This window comes from Streptomyces sp. NPDC090499 (genome assembly GCF_044769305.1).
Lineage (GTDB): Bacteria > Actinomycetota > Actinomycetes > Streptomycetales > Streptomycetaceae > Streptomyces.
Genome location: NZ_JBIVXP010000025.1, coordinates 42,354 through 64,713, shown reverse-complemented (window position 1 = coordinate 64,713; position 22,360 = coordinate 42,354). Strand labels below are relative to the sequence as shown.

Genomic DNA, 22,360 nt, shown 5'->3' with positions numbered 1-22,360 from the left:
GCCGAACTGCTCCTTCCGGGTGGCAGCCCGCTCGCCCGCGCCGACTCAGCCCGCCGCCTCCCGTGCCAGGGCGCGTACGACGGCCGGGTTGCGGCCGACCGGACCGACAGGCTGGTGGAACAGGGCCGGGCCTGTACCGACGGACTCCGACGCCGACGTCGATGCCGTCGATGCGGTCTCCGCTCGGCCGGCTGAGCGGCGCGGTTGACCGGCCGGGCCGTCACCGGGACCGGGCCCGCCGAGCCAGCAGGTCGTAGGCCGAGCGGGCGGTGAACTCCGCCTGTCCGCCGCGCAGCAGCACGTCGGCCGTGGCGAACTCGGGGGCGTCGGACTGCGCGGCGACGTACGGGATCGCGATGCAGCGCATCCCGGCGGCGTGCGCCGCCGCCGCGCCCGGCGCCGCGTCCTCCAGGACCACGCACTGGGCCGGGGCGGCCCCGAGACGGCGGGCCGCCTCCAGGAACACGTCGGGGGCGGGCTTGCCGTGCGCCACCTCGTCGGCCGAGACGGTCGTGCGCAGCGAGGTGTCCAGTCCCGTGCCGGCCAGGACCGCCTCGATCGCCTCGGGGGAGGAGCCGGAGGCCACCGCCGTCGGGACGCCTCCGGCCGCCAGCAGTTCCACGATCTTCCGCATCTCCGGGTACACGCGCGTGCGGGTCCGGGCCAGCTCCAGATAGTGCCGGTTCGTCTCCGCGAGCAACTCGGCCACCGGTGGCCGCAGTCCGTGGCGGTCGCGCAGCAGGGTCACCGTCTCCAGCGTGCTGATGCCGACGAACCTCTCGTGCTCCGCCCAGGTGAAGTCCGTGACGCCGTGCCCGGCCAGCATCTGCCGCGTCGCCTCGTAGTAGTTCGGCTCGCTGTCCACCAGTGTTCCGTCGAGGTCGAAGATGACCGCGAGGTTGCCGAGATCGCTCATGGGAACAGGATGCCGTTCCGTGCGGGCGGCCCGGCCGACGGGCTCCACCAGCACCGCCGTGGGAGGTCCGGGCGCCGTCGGCGACGATCTCCGCACCGGTGGTCCGGCTTCATCCAGGAGATCCTCGTGGCGAACGCCCTCCTCCCGCAGATCGCGATCCCCGCCGTTCGCGCCCGTTCGGCGGCCGTCGCCACCTCGACCCGATGCAGGACGTGGCGGAACCGCTGTCGTTCGACGACGGCGTCCACCACCGGTTCCTGCCGAAGATCAAGGACGCGGTCGGCCCCAACGGCATCCTCTCGCCGGGCCGTTACGGCGTGTGGCCCGGCGGTTCGGGTGCCGATGCGCGGGCCGAACGGCCGTAGCCAGAGCCCCTAGAGCCCCAGCCGGGACGACAGGTCGGCGGTGGTGGTGCCGAAGGTCTCGAGGATCCTCACCTCGCCGCCGGCCAGGTCGAAGATCCCGTGGTCGGTGTAGACCCGGCTCACGCAGGCCCGCCCGGTGAGGGGGTAGGTGCAGGCCGGCACGAGCTTGGGGGAGCCGTTCTTGGCGAAGAGCGTCATCATCACGTAGACGTCCTTGGCGCCGATCGCCAGGTCCATCGCACCGCCGACGGCCGGGATGTCGTCGGGGCGGCCGGTGTGCCAGTTGGCCAGGTCCCCGTTGAAGGCGACCTGGTAGGCGCCCAGCACGCACACGTCGAGATGGCCGCCGCGCATCATCGCGAAGGAGTCGGCGTGGTGGAAGTACGACGCGCCCGGCAGCTCCGTCACCGGCACCTTGCCGGCGTTGGTCAGGTCCGGGTCGATCTCGTCGCCGACGGCGGCGCGGCCCATGTTGAGCATGCCGTTCTCGGTGTGCAGGACGACGCCGGAGCCCTCGGGCAGATGGTCGGCGACCTTGGTCGGGTGGCCGATGCCGAGATTGACGTAGGAACCGGCCGGGATGTCGCGGGCGACGACGGCGGCGAGCTCGTCGGGGGTGAGTGCCATCAGCGGGCTCCCTGGGAGGTGTACCGGCGGGGCTCGACCCGCACGATCCGGTCGACGTAGATACCCGGTGTCACGACGGCCTCGGGGTCGAGGGAGCCGACCGGCACGACCTCGGCGACCTGGACGATCGTCAGGGCAGCGGCCGTGGCCATGACGGGACCGAAGTTGCGGGCGGTTTTGCGGTAGACCAGGTTGCCCATCGTGTCGGCGCGGTGGGCGCCGACGAGGGCGACGTCGCCCTTGATCGGGTACTCCAGCACGTGCTCGCGCCCGTCGATGGTGCGGACCTCCTTGCCCTCGGCCAGCGGGGTGCCCACCGCCGTCGGGCAGTAGAACGCGCCGATGCCCGCACCGGCCGCGCGCAGCCGCTCGGCCAGGTTGCCCTGCGGGACGACCTCCAGCTCGACCTTTCCGGCGCGGTAGAGCTCGTCGAAGACGTAGGAGTCGCTCTGCCGCGGGAAGGAGCAGACCACCTTCCGCACCCGCCCGGCCTTGAGCAGCGCCGCCAGGCCGACCTCCCCGTTGCCCGCGTTGTTGCTGACGACCGTCAGGTCCTTCGCGCCCTGCCGGATGAGCCCGTCGACGAGGTCGAAGGGCATGCCGGCGAGCCCGAAACCGCCCACCAGGACGGTGCTGCCGTCCTCGATCCCGGCCACCGCCGCGTCCACGGTCTCCAGCACCTCGGCCCGGCTCATCGGACGGCCTCCCTGTTCTCCAGCACCTCGGCGCGGCTCATCGCCCCACCTCCACGTTCTCCAGCACGACGGCCAGCGCCTGGCCGACCCCGATGCAGATCGCCGCCACGCCGTACCGCTCGCCCCGTTCGGCCAGCACCTTCGTGAGCGTGCCGAGGAGGCGGGCGCCGGATGCGCCGAGGGGGTGGCCGATCGCGATGGCGCCGCCCTTGGTGTTCACGATGCCGGGGTCGATGCCCCAGGCGTCCACGCAGGCGAGGGACTGCACCGCGAACGCCTCGTTGAGCTCCACCGCGCCGACCTGGTCCCAGCCGATGCCGGCCCGCGCGAGCGCGCGCTCGGCGGCCTCGACCGGGGCGAACCCGAAGGCCTGCGGCTCCAGCGCGGAGGCGCCCCGGCCCGCGATCCTGGCGAGCGGCGCCACGCCGATGGCGTCCGCCGCCGCCTCGGAGCCCAGCAGCACGGCGGAGGCGCCGTCGTTGAGCGGCGACGAGTTGCCGGCGGTGATCGTGCCGTCCCCGCGGAACGACGGCTTCAGCGCCGCCAGCTTCTCCATGGTCGAGCCGGCCCGGATGCCCTCGTCGCGGGCGAGGTCCACCCCGGCGACGGGCGTGACGAGGTCGTCGTAGAAGCCCTTGTCCCAGGCCTCGGCGGCCAGCAGGTGGGAGCGGACGGAGAACTCGTCCTGCCGCTCGCGGGGGATGCCGAACCGCTCCCGCAGCTGCTCGTTGCACTCGCCCAGCGAGACCGTCCACTCCGCCGGCATCCGGGGGTTCACCAGTCGCCAGCCCAGCGTGGTGGAGACCGCGGTGACGTTGCCGGCGGGGAACGCCCGGTCGGGCTTGGGGAGCACCCACGGCGCCCGGGTCATCGACTCCACCCCGCCGACCAGGACGACGTCGGCGTCGCCCACCTCGATGGTCCGCGACCCGATGATGGCGGCGTCGAGCGAGGAGCCGCACAGCCGGTTCACCGTCGTTGCGGGCACGGAGACGGGGAGCCCGGCGAGCAGGGCGGCCATCCGGCCGACGTTGCGGTTGTCCTCGCCCGCCTGGTTGGCGTTGCCCCACACGACCTCCCCGATCGCGGCGGGGTCGAGACCGGGAGTCTTCGCGAGCACTCCGTTGATCGCGGACGCCGCGAGGTCGTCGGGGCGGACACCGGCGAGGGCGCCGTTGAACCGTCCGAACGGTGTGCGGGCGGCGGCATAGACGTAAGCAGTCATACCGACCACGCTAAGCACGGTCCTTGATACGGTGAAGTATCGATATCCGACCCAATTGAGATGCCGAAAGTCTTAATCGTGGACCTGCGTCACCTCAGGTACTTCGTCGCCGTCGCCGAGGAGCGGCACTTCGGCCGTGCCGCCGACCGGCTCCACATGGCGCAGCCGCCGCTCTCCCAGGCGATCCGTCAGCTGGAGTCCGAGCTGGGGGTCGAGCTCCTGCACCGCACCACGCGCCGGGTCGACCTCACCGACGCCGGCGCCGCCTACCTGGCCCGTGCCCGCGCGATCCTCGCCGGCGTGGACGAGGCCGCGCACGAGGCCCGTCGGGTCGCGGCGGGGGCGGTCGGCCACCTCGCGATCGGCTGCGTCGGCTCGGCGACCTACAGCCTGCTTCCCGCGCTGTCCCGCCGGCTCGCGACCGAGCTGCCCGGCGTGGACTTCGCCTTCCGCGGCGAGCTGCTGGTGCCCGACCAGATCGAGGCACTCCGGTCGGGCGGGATCGACATCGCGCTGCTGCGGCCTCCGGTCGCCGACCTGTCGCTCACGGTCACGGCGCTGCGGCGCGACCGGCTGGTGGTCGCGCTGCCCGCCGACCACCGGCTGGCGCGGCGGCAGCAGGTCCGGGTGGCGGATCTGGGACGCTGCGACCTCATCGTCCACTCCGCCGACCGGCGCTCGGTCATGTACGGCGTGGTGCTCGGGCTGCTCCGGGACGCCGGCATCGATCCGCACATCCGGCACGAGGTCGGCGAGACCTCCACCCTGGTCACCCTGGTGGCCGGCGGGCTCGGGGTCGCGGTCGTGCCCGAGCCGGTGACCGCGCTCGCGCTGGCGGGCGTCGTCTACCGGCCGCTGGTCGGCCCCGCCGCCACCGTCGACCTGTCGGTCGCGTACCGGTCCGACCGGACGGAGCCGCACCTGCGCCGGACGGTCGAGGTCGTCCGCAGGATGTTCTGAGCCGGGCCGACCGGACCTGCGGTTCCCGCGACGCGGCATCGAGGCCCGGTTCATCGCCTTCTTCGAGTGACGGGCCGTCGCCCGATGCCGTACCGGCCCTCGCCCCCTTCGACCCGACGGTTCTACGCTGAGGACCATGCACCCGGCTCCCGCAGCAGCGCCCCGCCCGGCGCACGCGTTCTCGACGGCACATGTGCCGTCGGCGGACCGACTGCGGGCCTGGGAGGAGCACAACGCCGCCGCCCTGATCGCCCTGAAGTGCCGCACACCAGAGGGTGAGGACTTCCGCGCACGCGAGGACAACCTGCAGCTCGGACAGGTTCACCTGGCTCGCGTGCGCACCACGGCACACATGGTCGAGCGCCCGGCCGACCTCATCGAAAGCCGGCCCACGGGTTCCGTCGCGGTCTACCTGTCCCTGCGCGGGGACTCGGTCTTCGAGCAGGCGGGCAGACGGCAGATCCTCCGCGCCGGTGACCTGCTGGCCTGTGACGCGGACGGTCACTTCGCCCGGGGCTTCGGGAACGGGCTGGAGGAGCTGGCGGTACGAGTGGACCGCCACCTGCTCTCGGGCGCGGCCGGCGCCCCCGCGCCCGGCGAACCGCTCATCGTCCGCGGCGGCGAGACGAACCCGTACGGCCGCGCGATCGCCCGCCTCGTCGGACGCGCGGTCGGGGTGGAGAACGCGACGCGCCCCGACGAGCAGGCGCTCGTGGACCTGGTGTCCGCGCTCGTGAGCGCCGGCGCCACCCGCCCGCAGGTCGTCCACCGTGCGCTCGCCTGCGCCCACATCGAGGAACGACTGCGTGATCCACGCCTGTCGGCACCCGAGGTCGCCGACGCGATCGGCATCAGCGTCCGGCAGCTCACCCGCGTCTTCGCGGACGTGGGAACGACGTTTCCGCGCTACGTGCTCGGACGGCGCCTCGAACTCGCCCACGGGCTGCTGACCGGACCGGCCGCCGCCGTGTCGAACACGGCGACGGTGGCGGCCCAGTGCGGATTCACCTCGGCCCCGCACTTCTCGCAGACCTTCCACGCCCGCTTCGGCGTCACCGCCGGCGAGGTCCGCCGCACGGCCGCGCGCCGCGCCTGAGAGCCGACGCGCACGGCCGCGCGCCGCGCCTGAGAGCGAACGCGCAGGGCCGCGAGATGCGACCGGGCAGACCCGAAACGGGACCGACACCGCCGCGACATACGGATTTCGGCCCTCCTGCCCCCCATCCCGCGAAGTGGGGCCGGGACCGCGGGCACTCTGCCTTCAGAACACCGCGAGCAGAAGGCGAGACCTCACATGCCCGACTTCAACGACGGTCAGCGAGTGACCGAGCTGCCGGCATCGTCGCAGGTGGAGACGGATGTCCTGATCGTCGGTTCCGGTCCGGCCGGCGCCTCCGCGGCACTGTTCCTGTCGGCTCTGGGGATCGACAACATTGTGATCACCAAGTACCGGTGGACCGCGAACACCCCCCGGGCGCACATCACCAACCAGCGGGCCATGGAGATCTTCCGCGACATGGGCATCGAGGACCAGGTGCTGGCCGACGCCACCGCCCACGACCTCGTCGGCGACACCGTCTTCTGCACCTCCATAGCGGGCGAGGAGATCGGCCGCATCCACACCTGGGGCACCCGGCCGGACCGGGAGGCGGACTACCGGCTGGCGTCCCCCTGCCTCACCGTCGACATCCCGCAGACCTACCTCGAACCCATCCTGGTCAAGAACGCCACCGTGCGCGGGACCCAGACCCGCTTCTCCACCGAGTACGTCTCGCACACGCAGGACGAAGCGGGCGTCACGGTCCAGGTGCGCGACCGGCTCACCGGCCACGAGTACGACATCCGGGCGAAGTACCTGATCGGCGCCGACGGCGCCCGGTCGCGGGTCGCCGAGGACATCGGGCTGCCCTACGAGGGCGCGATGGACATAGCCGGTTCGATGAACATCACGTTCAAGGCCGACATCGAGTCCTACGTCGGCCACCGGCCCTCCGTCCTGTACTGGGTGATCCAGCCGGGCGCCAACGTCGGCGGCATCGGCGCCGGCCTGGTCCGGATGGTCCGCCCCTGGAACGAGTGGCTCATCGTGTGGGGCTACGACATCGACTCCGAGCCCCCGGTGGTCGACGAGGCCGAGGCGATCCGCATCGTGCGGCAGCTGCTGGGGACTCCGGAACTCGAAGTGGAGATCACCGGCACCAGCCTCTGGGGCAACAACGAGATGTACGCGACCCACCTGCAGAAGGGCCGGGTCTTCTGCGCGGGCGACGCGATCCACCGGCACCCGCCGAGCAACGGCCTGGGCTCGAACACCAGCATCCAGGACTCCTACAACCTGGCCTGGAAGCTCGCGGCCGTGCTGCGCGGGCAGGCGGCCCCCTCGCTGCTGGAGACGTACTCGGCGGAGCGGGCGCCGGTGGCCCGGCGGATCGTCACGCGGGCCAACAGGTCCAGCCGCGAGTTCGCCGACATCTTCGAGGCCCTCGGCGTCCTCGGCGCGAAGGACGAGGCGGAGATGCAGGCCCGCATCGAGGAGCGGAAGGCCAACACCCCCGAGGGCGCCGCCAAGCGGGCCGCGCTCGTGGCGGCGATGGAGACCAAGAACTACGAGTTCAACGCCCACGGAGTCGAACTCGGCCAGTTCTACGAGTCCACCGCCGTGGTCTCCGACGGCACCCGCCCCGCCCCGAGCCGGGACGAGGACCTCTACTACTCCATGTCGACCAGCCCCGGCGCCCACCTCCCGCACGCCTGGGTCGGCGACAACGTCACCAAGCTCGCCCTGATGGACCTGGCCCCGTACACCCGCTGGACCCTGATCACGGGCGTCGCCGGCGAGGACTGGGCCGGTGCGGCCGACAAGGTCGCGCAGGACCTCGGGATCCCCCTCGACACCGTGGTGATCGGCCCCGGCCGCGAGGTGACCGACCTCTACTACGACTGGGCAAAGCTCCGGGAGGTCGAGGAGTCCGGTGCGATCCTGGTCCGGCCCGACAAGCACGTCGGCTGGCGGTCGATGAGCCTCGCCGACGACCCGGAGGCGGCGCTGCGCGGCGCCCTCACCCAGATCCTCGGAAAGGCCTGAACCATGCGGTTTGCCCACGAGACGCTCCCGCAGCGGGTCGTCTTCGCCCCGGGTGAGGCCTCGGCCGCGGTGGCGGCCGAGGTGGCCGCGCTGTCGGCGACGAGGGTGATGCTCATCGCCGGTCCGGGGGAGGCGGCGCTCGCCGAGCGGGTCGGCGCGGATCTGCCGGTCGCGGTACGCCACGACGAGGTCGTCATGCACGTGCCGGTCGACGTGGCCGAGCGCGCCAGGAAGGCCGCGACGGAGGGCTCCGTGGACGCGCTGGTGTGCGTCGGCGGCGGCTCCACGACCGGCCTGGCCAAGGCGGTGGCGCTGACGACCGGCCTGCCGATCGTGGCGGTCCCCACCACGTATGCCGGTTCCGAGGCCACGAACGTCTGGGGCCTCACGGAGGGCGAGGTGAAGACCACGGGTGTCGACCCGCGGGTCCTGCCGCGCTCCATCGTCTACGACGCCTCACTCCTGCTGAGCCTGCCGGTGGAGATGTCCGTGGCCAGCGGCCTCAACGCCCTGGCCCACTGCGTCGACTCGATGTGGGCCCCCCGTACCGACCCCATCGACCGGGCCCTGGCCGGCGAGGGCATCCGGGGCCTCGCCCTCGGCCTGCCCGCCGTGGCCGCCGACCCGGCCGGCCTGGAAGGACGCGAACAGACCCTGTACGGCGCCTACCTGGCCGCCGTCGCGTTCGCCTCGGCCGGCTCGGGCATGCACCACAAGATCTGCCATGTGCTCGGCGGGATGTTCAACCTGCCGCACGCCCAGACCCACGCGGTGGTGCTGCCGCACGTACTGGCCTTCAACGCCCCGGCCGCGCCGGAGGCCGAGCGGCGCATCGCGCAGGGCTTCGGCAGCCCGACCGCGGTGGAAGGACTCGCGGCGCTGCGTGCGAGCCTCGACGCGCCGCGCGCGCTGCGCGACTACGGCATGCCCGAGGACGGCATCGCCCGCGCGGTGGCCCCCGTCCTCGCCGCGGTCCCCGCCGACAACCCCACTCCGCTGACCGAGGAGAACCTCACCGCGCTGCTGCGCGCGGCCTGGGAAGGAAGTGACCCCGCATGACCCTCCCGTCCCCCCGTGACGTCTCGCCGGAGCAGACGGCCCGCGAGGAGGAACTGATCGCGCGCGTCCAGGCCTCCTTCGACGCCTGCGAGGACCCCCGCCTCAAGGAGCTGATGCGGGCGGTCGTCAAGCACCTGCACGGCTTCCTGCGCGAGGTCCGCCTCACCGAGGAGGAGTGGACCAAGGGCATCGAGTTCCTCACCGCCGTCGGACACCTCACCGACGACAAACGCCAGGAGTTCATCCTGCTCTCCGACACCCTCGGGGCGTCGATGCAGACCATCGCGATCAACAACGAGGCCTACGGCGACGCCACCGAGGCCACCGTCTTCGGCCCCTTCTTCGTCGAGGGATCCCCGAGGATCGAGCACGGCGGGGACGTGTCCTTCGGGGCGGCCGGCGAGCCGTGCTGGGTGGAGGGGACCGTCTCCGCCGCCGACGGCACCCCGGTTCCCGGGGCCAGGATCGAGGTCTGGGAGGCCGACGAGGACGGCTTCTACGACGTGCAGTACGACGACGACCGGGTGGCGGCCCGGGGACACCTGTTCTCCGACGCCGACGGGAACTACCGCTTCTGGGGCGTCACGCCGACGCCGTACCCGATCCCGTACGACGGCCCGGTGGGGAGGATGCTCGCGGCGACCGGCCGCTCGCCGATGCGGGCCTCGCACCTCCACTTCAAGGTCGAGGCGCCGGGGTGCCGGACGCTCGTGACCCACATCTTCGTGGAGGGCGACCAACTGCTCGCCTCCGACTCCGTCTTCGGCGTCAAGGATTCCCTGGTCAAGACGTTCGAGCTGCAACCGGCCGGCACGCCGACGCCCGACGGGCGGGTCGTCGACGGAACCTGGACGCGGGTACGGTTCGACATCGTCCTGGCCCCCGCCGACGGCCAGGGGTGAGGCGCGTCCGCGACGGGTCCCCGCCCGCCGCGGACGAGGAGGCGCAGCGCAAGATCTTCATGTTCACCAAGCAGTCGGAGACCCCGCCGCCGGTCCGCCCGGTCGCAACCGTCTGAAGGCGAGGAACGACATGAACGACGTGAGTGTCCAACCCGGATGGCAGGGCCGCTTCTTCGAGGACTTCGAGGTGGGGGCGATCTACCGGCACCCCCTGGGCCGTACGGTCAGCGAGGCCGACAACACCTGGTTCACCCTGCTGACCATGAACACGAACCAGCTGCACTTCAACAGCCAGTACGCGGCACGGTCCGAGTTCGAACGGCCGCTGGTCGTCTCCACCCTCACCGTGGCCATCGCGGTCGGCCAGAGCGTCACCGACCTGACCCAGAACGCGGTGGCCAACCTGGGCTGGGACGACATCCGCATGACCCACCCGGTGTTCGCGGGCGACACGCTGTGGAGCGAGTCGATCGTCGTGAGCAGGCGGGAGAGCGCGAGCCGGCCCACCGCGGGCATCGTCACCGTCAAGACGCGGACCCTCAACCAGGACGGCAAGGAGGTGTGCTCCTTCCTGCGCACCTTCCTGGTCCACCGGCGCGGCGCCGAACAGCTCCAGGACATCTTTCCAACGGGCGAAGTACCGCTGACCCTCCCGGAGGAACGGTGATCCGCCGACCGCCCCTGGAGGGCGTGCGCATCCTCGCCGTCGAGCAGTACGGCGCCGGCCCGTGGGGCAGCCTGCACCTCGCCGACCCGGGCGCCGAGCTCTCAAGATCGAGGAGCCGCGCTCCGGCGTCGACGTCGGCCGCGAGGTGTTCGAGCGCCTGGTCCGTGAGCCCGACGCCGTCTGCTCCAACCTGCGCGGCGACGTACCGGCCAGGCCCGGCCTCACCCACGACGGCCTCAAGCACCTCAACCCGGCCGTCGTGTGCTGCTCCCTCGCCGGCCACACGGCCGACGAGGTCGACGAGTTGACCGCCGAGGGTGCCTTCGGCGAACTCCCTCCTGACTGAGGACACCACCCCATGGACTTCGAACTCACCGAGGAACAGCAGGACTTCAAGGCCGTACTGCGGTCGTTCGTGGAGAAGGAGATCATCCCGGTCGCCCGGGAGTGGGAGCAGGCGGGCCGCTACCCCACCGAGATCGTCGAGGGCCTCAAGCACCTCGGCCTCTTCGGCATCACCGTCCCCGAGGAGTACGGCGGCCTCGACCTCGACCCGGTCTCCTTCGCGCTGGTCTTCGAGGAACTGGCCCGCGGCTGGATGGGCATCGCCGGTGTGCTCGGCAGTCACTCCCCGTCCTGCCGCATGATCGCCGTGCACGGCACGGAGGAGCAGAAGCGCCGCTACCTGCCCGGCCTCGCGACCGGCGAGCGGCGCACGGGCCTCGGCCTCACCGAGCCCGGCGCCGGCACCGACATGCAGAGCATCAGCACCACCGCCCGCCTCGACGGCGACCACTACGTGGTCAACGGCACGAAGTTGTGGATCACCAACGCCCGTTTCGCGGACCCGCTGCCGGTGATCGTGAAGACCGACCCATCCGCCTCGCCGAAGCACGCGGGCATGAGCGTCCTCCTCGTCGACAAGCACACCCCGGGCTTCGAGGTCCTCAAGGACATCCCCAAGCTCGGCTACAAGGGACCCGAGACCAGCGAGGTCCTGCTCACGGACGCCCGGGTCCCGGCCGCGAACCTGCTGGGCGGCGTCGAGGGACGTGGCATGCAGCAGACCCTGTCGGGGCTGGAGTGGGGCCGGGTCAACATCGCCGCCAGGGGAGTGGGCGTCGGCCAGCGGGCCTACGAGGAGGCGCTCGCCTACGCCAAGCAGCGCATCGCCTTCGACCGCCCCATCGCCGAGTTCCAGGCCATCCAGCTCAAGCTCGCCACCATGGCCACCAACCTCCAGGCCGCCCGGCTCATGACCTACTGGGCCGCGACCGCCGTACGGAACGGCCGGGCGGACGCGGAGACCGGGATGGCCAAGATCTTCGCCTCGGAGATGGCCCTGGACAACGCCATCGACTCGATGAAGGTGCACGGCGCCTACGGCTACTCCACCGAGTACGAGATCGAGCGCCTCTACCGCGACGCACCGCTGATGAGCATCGGCGAGGGCACCAACGACGTCCTGCGCACGGTCGTGGCGAAGGCGCTGGTGGCGGGCAGGTCCCGGGTCGGATGACGGCCGCACGGTGAAGGGAACGGTGTGACGGGCGTGTTGAAGGACCTCCGGAGCCGCGTGGCGGTCGTCACCGGTGGCGCCGGCGGTATCGGCTTCGCGCCGGCCCGCCCGGCGTTTCATCGCCGAGGGGAGTGAAGTAGCGGGCCGGGATACCGGGAGACGTGCCAGGGCCCGGGGTGGCTCTGCAGGTCGCAGCGAGCTGCTGTCCCTGATGAGAGAGCGTGGCTGCCGACGTGGTGCGGCGGTGGCGTAGGTCGCTCCTGAAGTTCAGAAAGCAAACGTCCGGATCACTCCGCGAGCCGACTCGGCGGAAACCTTCGTTGGTGAGTCCCTGGGCGTCCCGTGATCGCGGGACGCCCACTTGGCTGTGTCATCGGTTCACGAGAGGGCGTCGCACTCTTGAGCCGTCGCCGGGGACCGACGCCGAGGGCTCAGGGCTCGGTGGTCCGGCACGCTCCCGGCGGATGTCCGACGTGAGACGCCCGTGCCATGGACTGCCGGGCGGGGCGCCCAGCAGCCTACTCGCCGGTAAATGGCAGCGGTCCTGCGCTTCTTCCGCTGGACCGCTGCTGCCGCGACCGCCGTTGTGCAAACGATATCTCGAAGCTGTCATCTTCTTTGGCTCAAAGTATTGACCTGACGGAAACCTCAGTGCAAAGGTTTGCGCACTCTGCGGGCCGGATTCACGAAGGAGTGCCATCCATGCGCTGTTCACCCTTTTCGCGAAGAATCTCTGTACGTCTTGCCGCCCTGCCTGCGGCGGCCCTTCTCCTCGCCGCGTGCGGTTCCGGCGGCGGCAGCGACACCGCCGGTGGAGGTGGCAAGACCGTCTACATGCTGCTGCCGAACACCACGACCGTGCGCTTCACCACTCAGGACGGCCCGGACTTCAAGGCCGCGATGAAGAAGGCCATGCCGGACGCCAAGGTCGTCATCCAGAACGCCGAGAACGACCCGCAGAAGCAGGTCCAACAGGTCGAGACCGCCATCTCGGGCGGCGCGTCCGCGATCGTGCTGATCGCCGCCGACCCCTACATCGCCGGCGGCGCCCTCCAGAAGGCGTCCACCGCCAAGGTCCCGGTGCTGCTCTACGACCACGACGCCCGTGGCGGCGAGGCGGCGGCGCAGGTCGTCTTCAACTCGCTGTCGGTCGGCCAGAACCAGGGCCAGGACGCCGTCAAGCTGCTCGCGGGCGGCACCACCGCCAAGCCCAAGGTCATCGCCCGCATCTACGGCAACCAGGGCGACTACGGCACGACCCAGTACAAGAAGGGCCAGGACCAGTACATCGAGCCGCTGGTGAAGGCCGGGAAGGTCAAGGTCGCCTGCGAGACCTACACGCCCAACTGGGACCCGGCCAAGGCGCAGTCCGAGGTGGAGCAGTGCCTGACCAAGACCGGCAACAAGATCGACGCCGTGGTGGTGATGAACGACGGCACCGCCGGCGGCTCCATCGCCGCACTCAAGGCCCAGGGCCTGACCGGCAAGGTGCCGGTGATCGGCGGTCAGGACGCCGACCTGCAGGCGGTCCAGTACATCCTGCTCGGCTACCAGTACAGCACCGTCTACAAGCCGTTCAAGCTGCAGGCCTCCAAGGCCGCCGACCTGACGGTGCAGTTGCTCAAGACCGGCAAGATCAGCAAGAGCGACATCGACGGCTACGTGGACAACGGCTTCATGAAGCCCGGCGTCCCCGCGTCCTTCCTGCCCGTACAGGACCTGCACGCCGACACCGTCTCCACGCTCGTCAAGGACGGGGTCTGGACCTGGAAGCAGATCTGCACCGGTCCCGCCGCCGCCACGGCGACCTGCAAGAAGGAAATGGGATGAGCAAGGCAACGGCCGCCGTGACCACCGCGGCCCCGCTCCTCGAACTCCGCCAGGTGGTCAAGCTCTTCGGCGGCGTGCACGCCCTGGAGGGCATCGACCTCACCGTCGGCCACGGCGAGATCGTGGCCGTGGTCGGCGACAACGGAGCGGGCAAGTCGACCCTCATGAAGATCATCTCCGGGCTGCAGCCCGCCGACGGCGGCGAGATACGTTTCGACGGCCGGCCGGTCGAGCTGCGCCGCCCGGTCGACTCCACGGCGCTCGGCATCGAGACCGTATACCAGGACCTCGCGCTCTGCGACAACCTCGACACCGTCCAGAACCTCTTCCTCGGCCGGGAGGAGACCAGCTCCCTGCTGCGCGGCGCGCGGCTGCGCCGGGCGGACATGGAGCACCGGGCGCAGGAGACCATCCGCCGCCTGGGTGCGAAGATCCCCTCCCTGCGCACCCCGGTCGGCCGTCTCTCGGGCGGCCAGCGGCAGTCCATCGCCGTCTGCCGCTCCACCCTCTCCGATCCACGGCTCGTCCTGATGGACGAACCGACGGCGGCGCTCGGCGTCGAGCAGAGCACCGGCGTACTCGACCTGATCCGCCGGCTGCGCTCCGAGCACGGCTGCGCGATCGTGCTGATCTCGCACGCCCTGCGCGACGTCCTGGAGATCGCCGACCGCATCGTCGTACTGCGCCTGGGCAACAAGGTCGCCGAGTTCGACAACAGCGATCGCACCACCAGCTCGGACCAACTCGTCGCCGCCATCACAGGAATCTCGGCCCCATGACCACATCGAACCCCTCGCCCACGGCCGTCGCCGCCACGCCCTCCCCGCCGCCCGTCGTGCGTGTGGAAGGCCGCCAGTCCCGCCGCCGCACGGTGCTCGACGCCATCGCCGGACGGTACCGATTCGTGCCCGTCGTCCTCATGCTGGCCGTGATCTGGGCCTTCTTCACCGCCCAGGACAGCGCGTTCATGGGCAACCGCAACATCACCAACCTGCTCGTGCAGATCGTCGTCACGGCGACGATCGCCCTGGGCATCGTCTTCGTCCTGCTGCTCGCCGAGATCGACCTCTCGGTCGCCGCCAACAGCGGGGCGGCGGCGGCACTCACCGCGATCCTCGTGGTCAACCACAGCTGGCCCGCCTGGCTCGGCCTGCTGGCCGGGATCGCGGCCGGCGCGGCGATCGGCCTGATCCAGGGAGCCGTCGTCACCCAGTTCGGGGTGCCGTCCTTCGTCGTCACCCTGGGCGCCCAGCTGATGCTGCTCGGCGCGATCCTGGTCCTGCTGCCCGGCGGCACCGGACAGGTCAGCCTCTTCGGCACCGGCATCGCCACCCTGTCCAGCACCTACCTGCCACCCGCCCTGGGATGGACGTTCACGGCCGTAGGCATCATCGCGTTCGTCCTGCTGCGCCTGCTGGCCGTGGGGGAGGCCCGGCGCCGGGGCATCGAGATGAGCGTGGTGCGCGAGGTCGTCGTCCCCGGCATCCTGGTCGGCGCCGCCAGCGCCACGGCCGTGGGGGTGCTCAACAGCTATCTCGGTGTGCCGCTCCCCGTGGTGATCCTCTTCGCGCTGCTGGCCGTGTTCAGCTACCTCACCACCCAGACCCGCTTCGGCCTGCACCTCTATGCCGTCGGAGCCAACCCGGACGCCGCCCGCCGGGCGGGCATCCCGGTGGCCCGGGCCAAGATGATCGCCTTCAGCCTGGCGGGTGCGCTGGCCGCGCTCGGCGGCATCCTCGCCGCCTCCCGGCTGCTCGGGGTGTCGGCCTCCTCCGGCACCGGCACGGTGCTGCTGGAGTCCATCGCCGCGGCCGTGATCGGCGGGACGAGCCTGTTCGGCGGACGCGGCAGCGTCTGGGACGCCCTGCTCGGTGCTCTCGTCATCGGGTCCATCTCCAACGGCCTGGACCTGATCGGTGCGGAGACCGTGGTCAAGTACGTCGCCGAGGGATCCATCCTCGTCCTCGCGGCGACTGTGGATTCGATCCTCACCCGTGGCAGTGTCTTCGCCCGAGCGACCAAGTAACGCAGGTCCGCCGCAGAGACCGCCCTTGTAAGGAGCCCCGATGCCTTCCAGCCAGGACCAGACCCCCGGTCCGGTCGATCCGTCCCGCCGACGCCGTCCCACCCTGGCCGACGTCGCCGCGATGGCCGGCGTGTCCGTGTCCACGGTGAGTCGGGCTCTGGACGGCAACCCCCGCATCCCGGGGGACACCCAGCGGAAGGTCGTCGAGGCGGCAACCGCGCTGGGCTTCCGGCGCAACATCTCGGCGCGGTCCCTGCGCACCCAGTCCTCCATGCTCGTCGGCGTCGTCGTCCCCGACATCGCCATCGCCTTCTACGCCGCGGTCCTGAAGGCGGCCCAGAACGTGCTGGAAGCCGCCGGCTACCAGGTCGTCGTGATGAACACCGAACGTGACGCCCAGCGTGAGACCGCCGCCCTGCGCACCCTGCAGGACCGCCAGGTCGACGGACTACTGGTGGCCACCAGCGGCGGCTACATCCCGGACCGGGGACCCGTCGTCTTCTTCGACCACGTCATCCGGGACACCGGCCTCGGCTACGTCAGCCCGGACAACGCCGGCGGCATGGCCGCCCTCGTGGAGCACCTGTCGGCCGTCCACGGCCACACCAAGATCGCCTTTCTGGGAGTGCCGCCCGGTCCGACCGACCGGATCCTGCGCCTGGAGAACGCACCGGCCACCGAACGGCTGGAGGCCTTCCGCAACGTCATGGGCGGGCGGCGGCTGCCGGTGCCCCCGGAGTACCTGGTCTACGGCGACCACGAGTGGACCGAGGCCAGCGCGGAGCGGGCCGTGGCCGGGCTGATGCGGGTGGCCGAGCCGCCGACCGCCGTCATCGCGGCGGGCGACACCCTCGCCCTCGGCGCGCTCCGTCAACTGCGCGCCGACCGGTACAAGGTCGGCACGGAGATCGCCCTGGTCTCCTTCGACGACCCGGTCGCCAGCGACCTGCTCGACCCGCCGATGACCGCCCTGGCCCGGCACGACCGCGAACTCGGTGAGATCAGCGCGCGGATGCTGCTGGCCGCGCTGGAGACGCGCAAGTCCGGCGCCGCACCGAAGACCGAGCACCCGACCGCGACGCGGGTGCCACTCGACCTGATCGTCCGGAGCAGCTGCGGCTGCGGACCGGAGACGCCTGAATCGGAGCCGCCACCATGAGCCGACGCCCTGTCACGCTCTTCACCGGCCAGTGGGCCGACATGCCGATCGACGAACTCGTCCGCAAGGCAGGGGAGTGGGGCTACGACGGCCTCGAACTCGCCTGCTGGGGCGACCACTTCAATGTCCGTCAAGCCGTCACCGACCCCGGCTACGTCAAGCGCCGGCGCGCACTTCTGGAGCGCCACGGCCTCGGGGTCTGGGCGATCTCCAACCACCTGACCGGCCAGGCCGTCTGCGACGTCCCCCTCGACCACCGGCACCGCGACGTGCTGCCGGCCCACGTGTGGGGCGACGGCGAGCCCGAGGGGGTGCGGGCCCGGGCGGCCGCCGAGATGGCCGACACCGCGCGGGCCGCCGCCGCACTGGGCGTCACCCGGGTGAACGGCTTCACCGGCTCCAGCATCTGGTACATGCTGGCCGGCTTCCCGCCCGTCTCGGCCGAGACCATCGACGCGGGCTACGACGACTTCGTGGAGCGCTGGACCCCGATCCTGGACGTCTTCCAGGCCGAGGGCGTCGTCTTCGGCCTGGAGATCCACCCCGCCGAGATCGCCTACGACTACTGGACCACCGAACGCACCCTCGCCGCCATGCGGCATCCGGCGTTCGGCATCAACTTCGACCCCAGCCATCTGCACTGGCAGCAGGTCGACCCGGTCGCCTTCCTGGAGGGCCACGGCGACCGCGTGACCCACGTCCACTGCAAGGACGCCACCCGCCGCCTCAACGGCCGCAACGGCATCATCGCCTCCCACCTCCCCTTCGGCGACCCCCGGCGCGGCTGGGACTTCCGCACCGTCGGCCGCGGCGGCATCGACTGGGAGGAGATCATGCGCGCGCTCAACCGCCTCGGCTACGACGGCCCGCTCTCCGTCGAGTGGGAGGACGTCGGCCTCGACCGGGAGACCGCCGCGCCGGAGGCGCTGCGCTTCGTCCGCTCGGCGGCCGCGGAGGCCTCCGACCGGCAGTTCGACGCCGCGTTCAGCACCTCGCGCTGAGCCCTCACCTCTCGTAAACAACCCCTGTGGATTGGTAGTTGTCATGGTGGACATGCTGATCGGCGGTACCTGGACGCCCGCGCTCTCGGGCGCGGCCGAGGAAGTGACCTCGCCGTTCGACGGCGCGGCCGTGGGGGCCGTACCCGTGGCCGGACCGAAGGACGTGGAGGCCGCGCTGGCGGCGGCCGAGGCGGGCGCGGCCGTCTGGCGCGCGACACCCGCCCACGAGCGGATGCGGATCCTCTTCCGCGCCGCCGAACTCGCCGACGAGAGAGCGGCGGAGACGGCACGGCTCATCAGTGCCGAGACCGGGAAGACCATCACCGAGGCGACCGGCGAGGCGGGCCGCTCCGGCGACATCATCCGACTGGCCGCGTTCGAGGGCGCGCACCTCTACGGCGACACCCTGCCGCTGGACGCCAACCGGGGCACCGGCCACGACAAGATCGGGTTCACCCTCCGCCAGCCCTGCGGGGTGGTCGTCGCCATCACTCCGTTCAACTACCCGGCGCTCCTGGTCCTCCACAAGCTCGCCCCCGCGCTCGCCGCCGGCAACGCGGTCGTCCTCAAGCCCGCCCGGACGACCCCGCTGACCGCGCTCGCGCTCGCCGCCTGCTTCGTCGACGCCGGCCTCCCCGACGGCGTGCTCTCCGTCCTGACCGGACCGGGCGGGGTACTCGGCGACGCGCTGGTCTCGGACCCCCGGGTGCGCAAGATCTCCTTCACCGGTTCGACCAGGACCGGCGAGCACATCACCCGCATGGCGGGCGTGAAGAAACTGTCGCTGGAACTGGGGGCGTCCTGCCCGGTCGTGGTCCTGCCGGACGCCGATCTGGAGGCCGCGGCCTCGGCGGTCGCCCTCGGCGGCTACATCAACGCCGGCCAGGTCTGCATCTCCGTACAACGCGTCATCACCCACCCCGCGATCAGCGCCGACTTCCTGGACGCGCTGGTGCCCAAGGTCGAGGCCATCCGCACCGGCGACCCCGCGTCGGCGGAGACCGGGATCGGCACGCTGATCACCGCACAGGAGGCGGAACGTGTCCGCGCGTCCATAGCCGACGCCGTCTCGGACGGCGCCCGGCTGCTGACCGGCGGCGAGCGGGACGGCGCGGTCGTCACGCCCGCGGTGGTCGCCGACGTGGCACCCGGCTCGCCGTTCAGCCAGGACGAGCTGTTCGGCCCCGCCGTCGCCGTCAGCACCGCCGAGGACTGGCGGTCGGCGATCGACCAGGCCAACGGCACCGCGTACGGGCTGGGCGCGGGCATCTTCACCAGCGACGTCAGCGGCGCCGTCCGGGCGGTCCGGGAGATCGACGCGGGCACCGTGCACATCAACTGGACCCCCCTGTGGCGCGCCGACCTGATGCCCTACGGCGGGCTCAAGGGCAGCGGCATCGGCAAGGAGGGCCCGCGCGCCGCGGTCGAGGAGATGACCGAGGCCAAGACCGTCGTCCTGCACGGCCGTCCCTGGTGAACACCCCTGTTTCGTGTCCGTCGTAAGCAAGGAAGGAAACTCCCCGTGAGTGCGTCCCACCCCGAGCCCACCACTCGGCTGACCGTGGCCCAGGCCGTCGTCGCCTACCTCTCCCACCAGTACAGCGACGCCGACGGTGAACGGCGCCGGCTGATCCCGGCCACCCTCGGCATCTTCGGCCACGGCAACGTCGCGGGACTCGGCCAGGCGCTCGACCAGTTCTCGGACCGGATGCCGTTCGTCCAGGGCCGCAACGAACAGGCCCTCGTCCACCTGGCCACCGGCTACGCCAAGCACGCCCGGCGCCACGCCACCCTCGCCGTCACCGCCTCGATCGGGCCCGGCGCCCTGAACATGGTCACCGGCGCCGGCCTGGCCACCGTCAACCGGCTGCCGGTGCTGCTGCTGCCCGGCGACAGCTACGCGACCCGCCGTCAGGGCCCGGTGCTCCAACAGCTGCAGCACCCCAGCGAGGCCGACACCTCCGTCAACGACGCGTTCCGGCCGGTGGCCCGCTTCTTCGACCGCATCACCCGGCCCGAGCAGCTGCTGACGGCCCTCCCGGCGGCGATGCGGGTGCTCACCGACCCCGCCCAGACCGGCGCCGTAGTCCTCTCGCTCCCCCAGGACGTGCAGTCGCACGCGTACGACTTCCCCACCGCGCTCTTCCACGACACGGTCTGGCGGATCCGCCGCCCGGCCGTCGACCCCGACGAGGTGGCACAGGTCGCGTCGCTGCTCGCCCATGCCGAGCGACCGCTGATCATCGCGGGCGGGGGCGTCGTCTACTCCGGTGCCACGCCCGAGCTGGAGCGGCTGGCCGAACTGGCGGGCGTCCCGGTCACCGAGACCTTCGGAGGCAAGGGCGCGGTGCAGCGGCGCGCCTGGTGGCAGCTCGGCGGCATCGGTCTCGAAGGCACCCCCGCGGTCAACGAGTTGGCGCGCGACGCCGACTTCGTGCTCACCGTGGGCTCCCGCCTGACGGACTTCGCCACCGCCTCGCACTCGCTCTTCCAGCACCCCGGCGTACGCTTCGCCAGCATCAACCTGGACGTCCAGGACGCGGGCAGGCTGGGCGCCACCGGCATCGTCGCCGACGCCAAGCGCGCCCTCGCCGCGCTCGCCGACGAGGTCGAGGCCCGGCGGACCGCCGCACCCGCCGCCTGGCGGGAGCGCGTCGAAGCCGCGCACGCCCGGTGGGTCCCGGTCCGCGCCGAGGCCATCGACCCGCGCGTGCCGTTCGACAAGAACGCGGTGCCCGCCGGCTCCGACGTGGTCACCGACACCGACGCGGTACTGACCCAGGGTCAGCTCATCGGCCTGCTGCAGGAACACGCCCGGCCGGGCGACACCGTCGTGGCCGCCGCCGGCGGACCGCCCGGCGACCTGCAGAAGGTCTGGGACGCCACCGAGGGACGCAACTGCCACCTGGAGTTCGGCTTCTCCTGCATGGGCTACGAGCTGCCCGCCGCGATCGGCGTCCGGCTCGCCGAACCCCGGCCGGAGGCCCGCGTCACCGCCTTCATCGGCGACGGCACCTTCCTTATGGCACCCACCGAACTGGTCACCGCCGCACAGGAACGCGCCGCCGTCACGATCGTCGTCGCCGAGAACCACGGCTACCAGGTCATCCACCGACTCCAGATGGGCCGCAACGGCGCCGAGTTCGGCAACGAGTTCCGCTACCGCGACGGCGCCCTGGACCTCGCCGACGGCAAACCAGCCCGGCTGGAGAGCGACTACCTCGACGTCGACCTCGTGAGCGTCGCGGCCGGGCTGGGCGCGCACGCGATCCGGGCCACCACCGCCGACGAGGTCGCCGAAGCCCTCGACGCCACCCGGGGGCACCAGGGCCCGGTGGTCGTCGTCGTCCCCGTCGTCCCGCACGCCGACCTTCCCGGCGCGGGCGTCTGGTGGGACGTCGCCCCCGCCGAGGTCGCCGAACAGCCGGCCGTGGCCGCGCTGCGCGCCGAGTACGAGGCCGGGCTCGCCGGACAGAGGTGGTTCGGATGACCTCCTCGCCACTGGAACACGGGACGGTACGGATGATCTCCTCACCGCTCGACCACGGCCGTCTGCACCGGCGGCTGACCGCCGGGGAGCCGACCGTGGGCACCTTCGTCGGCGCCGCCGCCCCCCTCGCCGGGGAGGTCTGCGCCGCCGCCGGGGTCGACTGGCTGCTGCTCGACCTGGAGCACGGCGCGGGCGGCGAGGAGCAGGTCCGCGCCCTCGTCCCGGCCGCCGCGGCGTACGGGGTACCGACCGTCGTCCGCGTCGAGTCCGCGGCCCGCATCCGCGTCGGGCGGGTGCTCGACCTGGGCGCGGCCGGCGTGATGCTGCCCCGCCTGGACAGCGCGGACGAGGTCGCCGCCGCACTGCGGCACCTGCGCTATCCGCCGGCCGGCGACCGGGGCGTGGCCACCTACAACCGGGCCTGCCGCTTCGGCCTCGACCCCGCGGCACTGGACCGCGAGGAGGACCGGCCCCTCGGCGTGGTGCAGATCGAGTCGGCCGCCGCCCTGGACGACGTCGACAAGATCGCCGCGCTGGACGGCGCCGACGTCCTCTTCGTCGGCCCCCGCGACCTCAGCCACGACCTCGGCGTCCCCGGCCGGTTCACCGCACCCGTCTACACGGCCGCGCTGGACAAGGTCCGCGCCGCCGCCGCGGCCCACGGCAAGGCGTGCGGCCTGCTGGTGAACGACGGAGCCGGGGCGGCGGCCCGGATCGCCGAAGGCTGGACCTTCGTCGCCATCGGCTCCGACTCCACCCTGCTCGCCGCGGCCGTCACCGCCCACCTGAGCCAGGCACGCACCGCGTCCTGACCCTGACCCCCCTGGAGCACAA

21 protein-coding genes are annotated in these 22,360 nt (G+C 71.9%); 17 read left to right on the top strand and 4 right to left on the bottom strand.

Annotation, left to right across the window (positions count from 1 at the left end; translation table 11 throughout):
• Positions 1–220 precede the first annotated feature (220 nt).
• The gene (locus tag ACIQVL_RS46255; RefSeq protein WP_403478564.1) at positions 221–916 is read right to left on the bottom strand and encodes an HAD family hydrolase; all 696 of its coding nucleotides are present in this window, start codon (positions 914–916) and stop codon (positions 221–223) included.
• Between the two features lie 203 nt (positions 917–1,119).
• Here ACIQVL_RS46255 and ACIQVL_RS46250 point away from each other — a divergent pair, with 203 nt between their 5' ends.
• A complete protein-coding gene (locus tag ACIQVL_RS46250) occupies positions 1,120–1,281 on the top strand; it encodes a hypothetical protein (protein ID WP_403478563.1) in 162 nt (53 codons plus the stop codon).
• Between the two features lie 9 nt (positions 1,282–1,290).
• Here the strand turns inward: ACIQVL_RS46250 and ACIQVL_RS46245 are convergent, their stop codons facing one another.
• Genes ACIQVL_RS46245 through ACIQVL_RS46235 form a run of 3 tightly spaced genes read right to left on the bottom strand, consistent with a single transcriptional unit; the run spans position 1,291 to position 3,828 of the window.
• The gene (locus ACIQVL_RS46245; protein ID WP_403436142.1) at positions 1,291–1,908 is read right to left on the bottom strand and encodes a 3-oxoacid CoA-transferase subunit B; all 618 of its coding nucleotides are present in this window, start codon (positions 1,906–1,908) and stop codon (positions 1,291–1,293) included.
• A complete protein-coding gene (locus tag ACIQVL_RS46240) occupies positions 1,908–2,603 on the bottom strand; it encodes a 3-oxoacid CoA-transferase subunit A (RefSeq protein WP_403436144.1) in 696 nt (231 codons plus the stop codon). The genes ACIQVL_RS46245 and ACIQVL_RS46240 overlap by 1 nt, the downstream gene beginning before the upstream one ends.
• A 37-nt stretch (positions 2,604–2,640) precedes the next feature.
• Positions 2,641–3,828: a thiolase family protein gene (locus tag ACIQVL_RS46235; RefSeq protein WP_403436146.1), complete on the bottom strand. Its 1,188-nt coding sequence runs from the start codon at positions 3,826–3,828 to the stop codon at positions 2,641–2,643.
• 78 nt (positions 3,829–3,906) lie between these two features.
• On the opposite strand from ACIQVL_RS46235, the gene ACIQVL_RS46230 reads away from it, so the two are divergent.
• The 16 genes from ACIQVL_RS46230 (at position 3,907) to ACIQVL_RS46155 (ending at position 22,338) form a co-directional block, all read left to right on the top strand.
• On the top strand, positions 3,907–4,788 hold the full coding sequence (locus ACIQVL_RS46230; protein WP_403478562.1) for a LysR substrate-binding domain-containing protein: 882 nt from the start codon (positions 3,907–3,909) through the stop codon (positions 4,786–4,788).
• 136 nt (positions 4,789–4,924) lie between these two features.
• Complete coding sequence (locus tag ACIQVL_RS46225) at positions 4,925–5,884, top strand: helix-turn-helix domain-containing protein (RefSeq protein WP_403478561.1); 960 nt, start codon at positions 4,925–4,927, stop codon at positions 5,882–5,884.
• A gap of 198 nt (positions 5,885–6,082) precedes the next feature.
• Positions 6,083–7,873, top strand: coding sequence for an FAD-dependent oxidoreductase (locus ACIQVL_RS46220; RefSeq protein ID WP_403478560.1), 1,791 nt, complete (start codon positions 6,083–6,085; stop codon positions 7,871–7,873).
• Between the two features lie 3 nt (positions 7,874–7,876).
• Entirely contained in the window at positions 7,877–8,932 is a 1,056-nt protein-coding gene (locus tag ACIQVL_RS46215; RefSeq protein ID WP_403478559.1) for a maleylacetate reductase, read from the top strand.
• Positions 8,929–9,834, top strand: a complete 906-nt coding sequence (locus tag ACIQVL_RS46210; RefSeq protein ID WP_403436156.1) for an intradiol ring-cleavage dioxygenase — start codon at positions 8,929–8,931, stop codon at positions 9,832–9,834. The genes ACIQVL_RS46215 and ACIQVL_RS46210 overlap by 4 nt, the downstream gene beginning before the upstream one ends.
• Positions 9,835–9,964: 130 nt before the next feature.
• The gene (locus ACIQVL_RS46205; RefSeq protein WP_403478558.1) at positions 9,965–10,501 is read left to right on the top strand and encodes a MaoC family dehydratase; all 537 of its coding nucleotides are present in this window, start codon (positions 9,965–9,967) and stop codon (positions 10,499–10,501) included.
• Positions 10,502–10,562: 61 nt separating this feature from the next.
• The gene (locus tag ACIQVL_RS46200; RefSeq protein WP_403478557.1) at positions 10,563–10,847 is read left to right on the top strand and encodes a CoA transferase; all 285 of its coding nucleotides are present in this window, start codon (positions 10,563–10,565) and stop codon (positions 10,845–10,847) included.
• Positions 10,848–10,859: 12 nt separating this feature from the next.
• On the top strand, positions 10,860–12,020 hold the full coding sequence (locus ACIQVL_RS46195; RefSeq protein WP_403478556.1) for an acyl-CoA dehydrogenase family protein: 1,161 nt from the start codon (positions 10,860–10,862) through the stop codon (positions 12,018–12,020).
• A gap of 702 nt (positions 12,021–12,722) precedes the next feature.
• A complete protein-coding gene (locus ACIQVL_RS46190) occupies positions 12,723–13,850 on the top strand; it encodes a sugar ABC transporter substrate-binding protein (protein ID WP_403478555.1) in 1,128 nt (375 codons plus the stop codon).
• Positions 13,847–14,629, top strand: a complete 783-nt coding sequence (locus tag ACIQVL_RS46185) for an ATP-binding cassette domain-containing protein (RefSeq protein ID WP_403436168.1) — start codon at positions 13,847–13,849, stop codon at positions 14,627–14,629. The genes ACIQVL_RS46190 and ACIQVL_RS46185 overlap by 4 nt, the downstream gene beginning before the upstream one ends.
• Complete coding sequence (locus tag ACIQVL_RS46180; RefSeq protein WP_403478554.1) at positions 14,626–15,876, top strand: sugar ABC transporter permease; 1,251 nt, start codon at positions 14,626–14,628, stop codon at positions 15,874–15,876. Before ACIQVL_RS46185 ends, ACIQVL_RS46180 begins: the two co-directional genes overlap by 4 nt.
• A 40-nt stretch (positions 15,877–15,916) precedes the next feature.
• The gene (locus ACIQVL_RS46175) at positions 15,917–17,035 is read left to right on the top strand and encodes a LacI family DNA-binding transcriptional regulator (RefSeq protein WP_403436173.1); all 1,119 of its coding nucleotides are present in this window, start codon (positions 15,917–15,919) and stop codon (positions 17,033–17,035) included.
• Positions 17,032–18,036: a sugar phosphate isomerase/epimerase family protein gene (locus tag ACIQVL_RS46170; protein ID WP_403478553.1), complete on the top strand. Its 1,005-nt coding sequence runs from the start codon at positions 17,032–17,034 to the stop codon at positions 18,034–18,036. Before ACIQVL_RS46175 ends, ACIQVL_RS46170 begins: the two co-directional genes overlap by 4 nt.
• A gap of 43 nt (positions 18,037–18,079) precedes the next feature.
• Positions 18,080–19,513 (top strand): aldehyde dehydrogenase family protein, encoded by a 1,434-nt coding sequence (locus tag ACIQVL_RS46165; protein ID WP_403478552.1) that lies wholly within the window; start codon positions 18,080–18,082, stop codon positions 19,511–19,513.
• Between the two features lie 45 nt (positions 19,514–19,558).
• A complete protein-coding gene (iolD, locus tag ACIQVL_RS46160; protein ID WP_403478551.1) occupies positions 19,559–21,526 on the top strand; it encodes a 3D-(3,5/4)-trihydroxycyclohexane-1,2-dione acylhydrolase (decyclizing) in 1,968 nt (655 codons plus the stop codon).
• Complete coding sequence (locus tag ACIQVL_RS46155) at positions 21,523–22,338, top strand: HpcH/HpaI aldolase/citrate lyase family protein (protein WP_403478550.1); 816 nt, start codon at positions 21,523–21,525, stop codon at positions 22,336–22,338. The genes iolD and ACIQVL_RS46155 overlap by 4 nt, the downstream gene beginning before the upstream one ends.
• Positions 22,339–22,360: the final 22 nt, after the last annotated feature.

Bases quoted from the DNA above. Each gene is read 5' to 3' on its own strand.
- ACIQVL_RS46190 (WP_403478555.1), top strand. From the start codon at position 12,723: ATGCGCTGTTCACCCTTTTCGCGAAGAATCTCTGTACGTCTTGCCGCC.
- ACIQVL_RS46250 (WP_403478563.1), top strand. From the start codon at position 1,120: ATGCAGGACGTGGCGGAACCGCTGTCGTTCGACGACGGCGTCCACCAC.
- ACIQVL_RS46210 (WP_403436156.1), top strand. From the start codon at position 8,929: ATGACCCTCCCGTCCCCCCGTGACGTCTCGCCGGAGCAGACGGCCCGC.
- ACIQVL_RS46170 (WP_403478553.1), top strand. From the start codon at position 17,032: ATGAGCCGACGCCCTGTCACGCTCTTCACCGGCCAGTGGGCCGACATG.
- ACIQVL_RS46240 (WP_403436144.1), bottom strand. From the start codon at position 2,603: ATGAGCCGGGCCGAGGTGCTGGAGACCGTGGACGCGGCGGTGGCCGGG.
- ACIQVL_RS46235 (WP_403436146.1), bottom strand. From the start codon at position 3,828: ATGACTGCTTACGTCTATGCCGCCGCCCGCACACCGTTCGGACGGTTC.
- ACIQVL_RS46215 (WP_403478559.1), top strand. From the start codon at position 7,877: ATGCGGTTTGCCCACGAGACGCTCCCGCAGCGGGTCGTCTTCGCCCCG.
- ACIQVL_RS46180 (WP_403478554.1), top strand. From the start codon at position 14,626: ATGACCACATCGAACCCCTCGCCCACGGCCGTCGCCGCCACGCCCTCC.
- ACIQVL_RS46195 (WP_403478556.1), top strand. From the start codon at position 10,860: ATGGACTTCGAACTCACCGAGGAACAGCAGGACTTCAAGGCCGTACTG.
- ACIQVL_RS46255 (WP_403478564.1), bottom strand. From the start codon at position 916: ATGAGCGATCTCGGCAACCTCGCGGTCATCTTCGACCTCGACGGAACA.
- ACIQVL_RS46185 (WP_403436168.1), top strand. From the start codon at position 13,847: ATGAGCAAGGCAACGGCCGCCGTGACCACCGCGGCCCCGCTCCTCGAA.
- ACIQVL_RS46225 (WP_403478561.1), top strand. From the start codon at position 4,925: ATGCACCCGGCTCCCGCAGCAGCGCCCCGCCCGGCGCACGCGTTCTCG.
- ACIQVL_RS46220 (WP_403478560.1), top strand. From the start codon at position 6,083: ATGCCCGACTTCAACGACGGTCAGCGAGTGACCGAGCTGCCGGCATCG.
- ACIQVL_RS46165 (WP_403478552.1), top strand. From the start codon at position 18,080: ATGGTGGACATGCTGATCGGCGGTACCTGGACGCCCGCGCTCTCGGGC.
- ACIQVL_RS46155 (WP_403478550.1), top strand. From the start codon at position 21,523: ATGACCTCCTCGCCACTGGAACACGGGACGGTACGGATGATCTCCTCA.
- ACIQVL_RS46245 (WP_403436142.1), bottom strand. From the start codon at position 1,908: ATGGCACTCACCCCCGACGAGCTCGCCGCCGTCGTCGCCCGCGACATC.
- ACIQVL_RS46175 (WP_403436173.1), top strand. From the start codon at position 15,917: ATGCCTTCCAGCCAGGACCAGACCCCCGGTCCGGTCGATCCGTCCCGC.
- ACIQVL_RS46205 (WP_403478558.1), top strand. From the start codon at position 9,965: ATGAACGACGTGAGTGTCCAACCCGGATGGCAGGGCCGCTTCTTCGAG.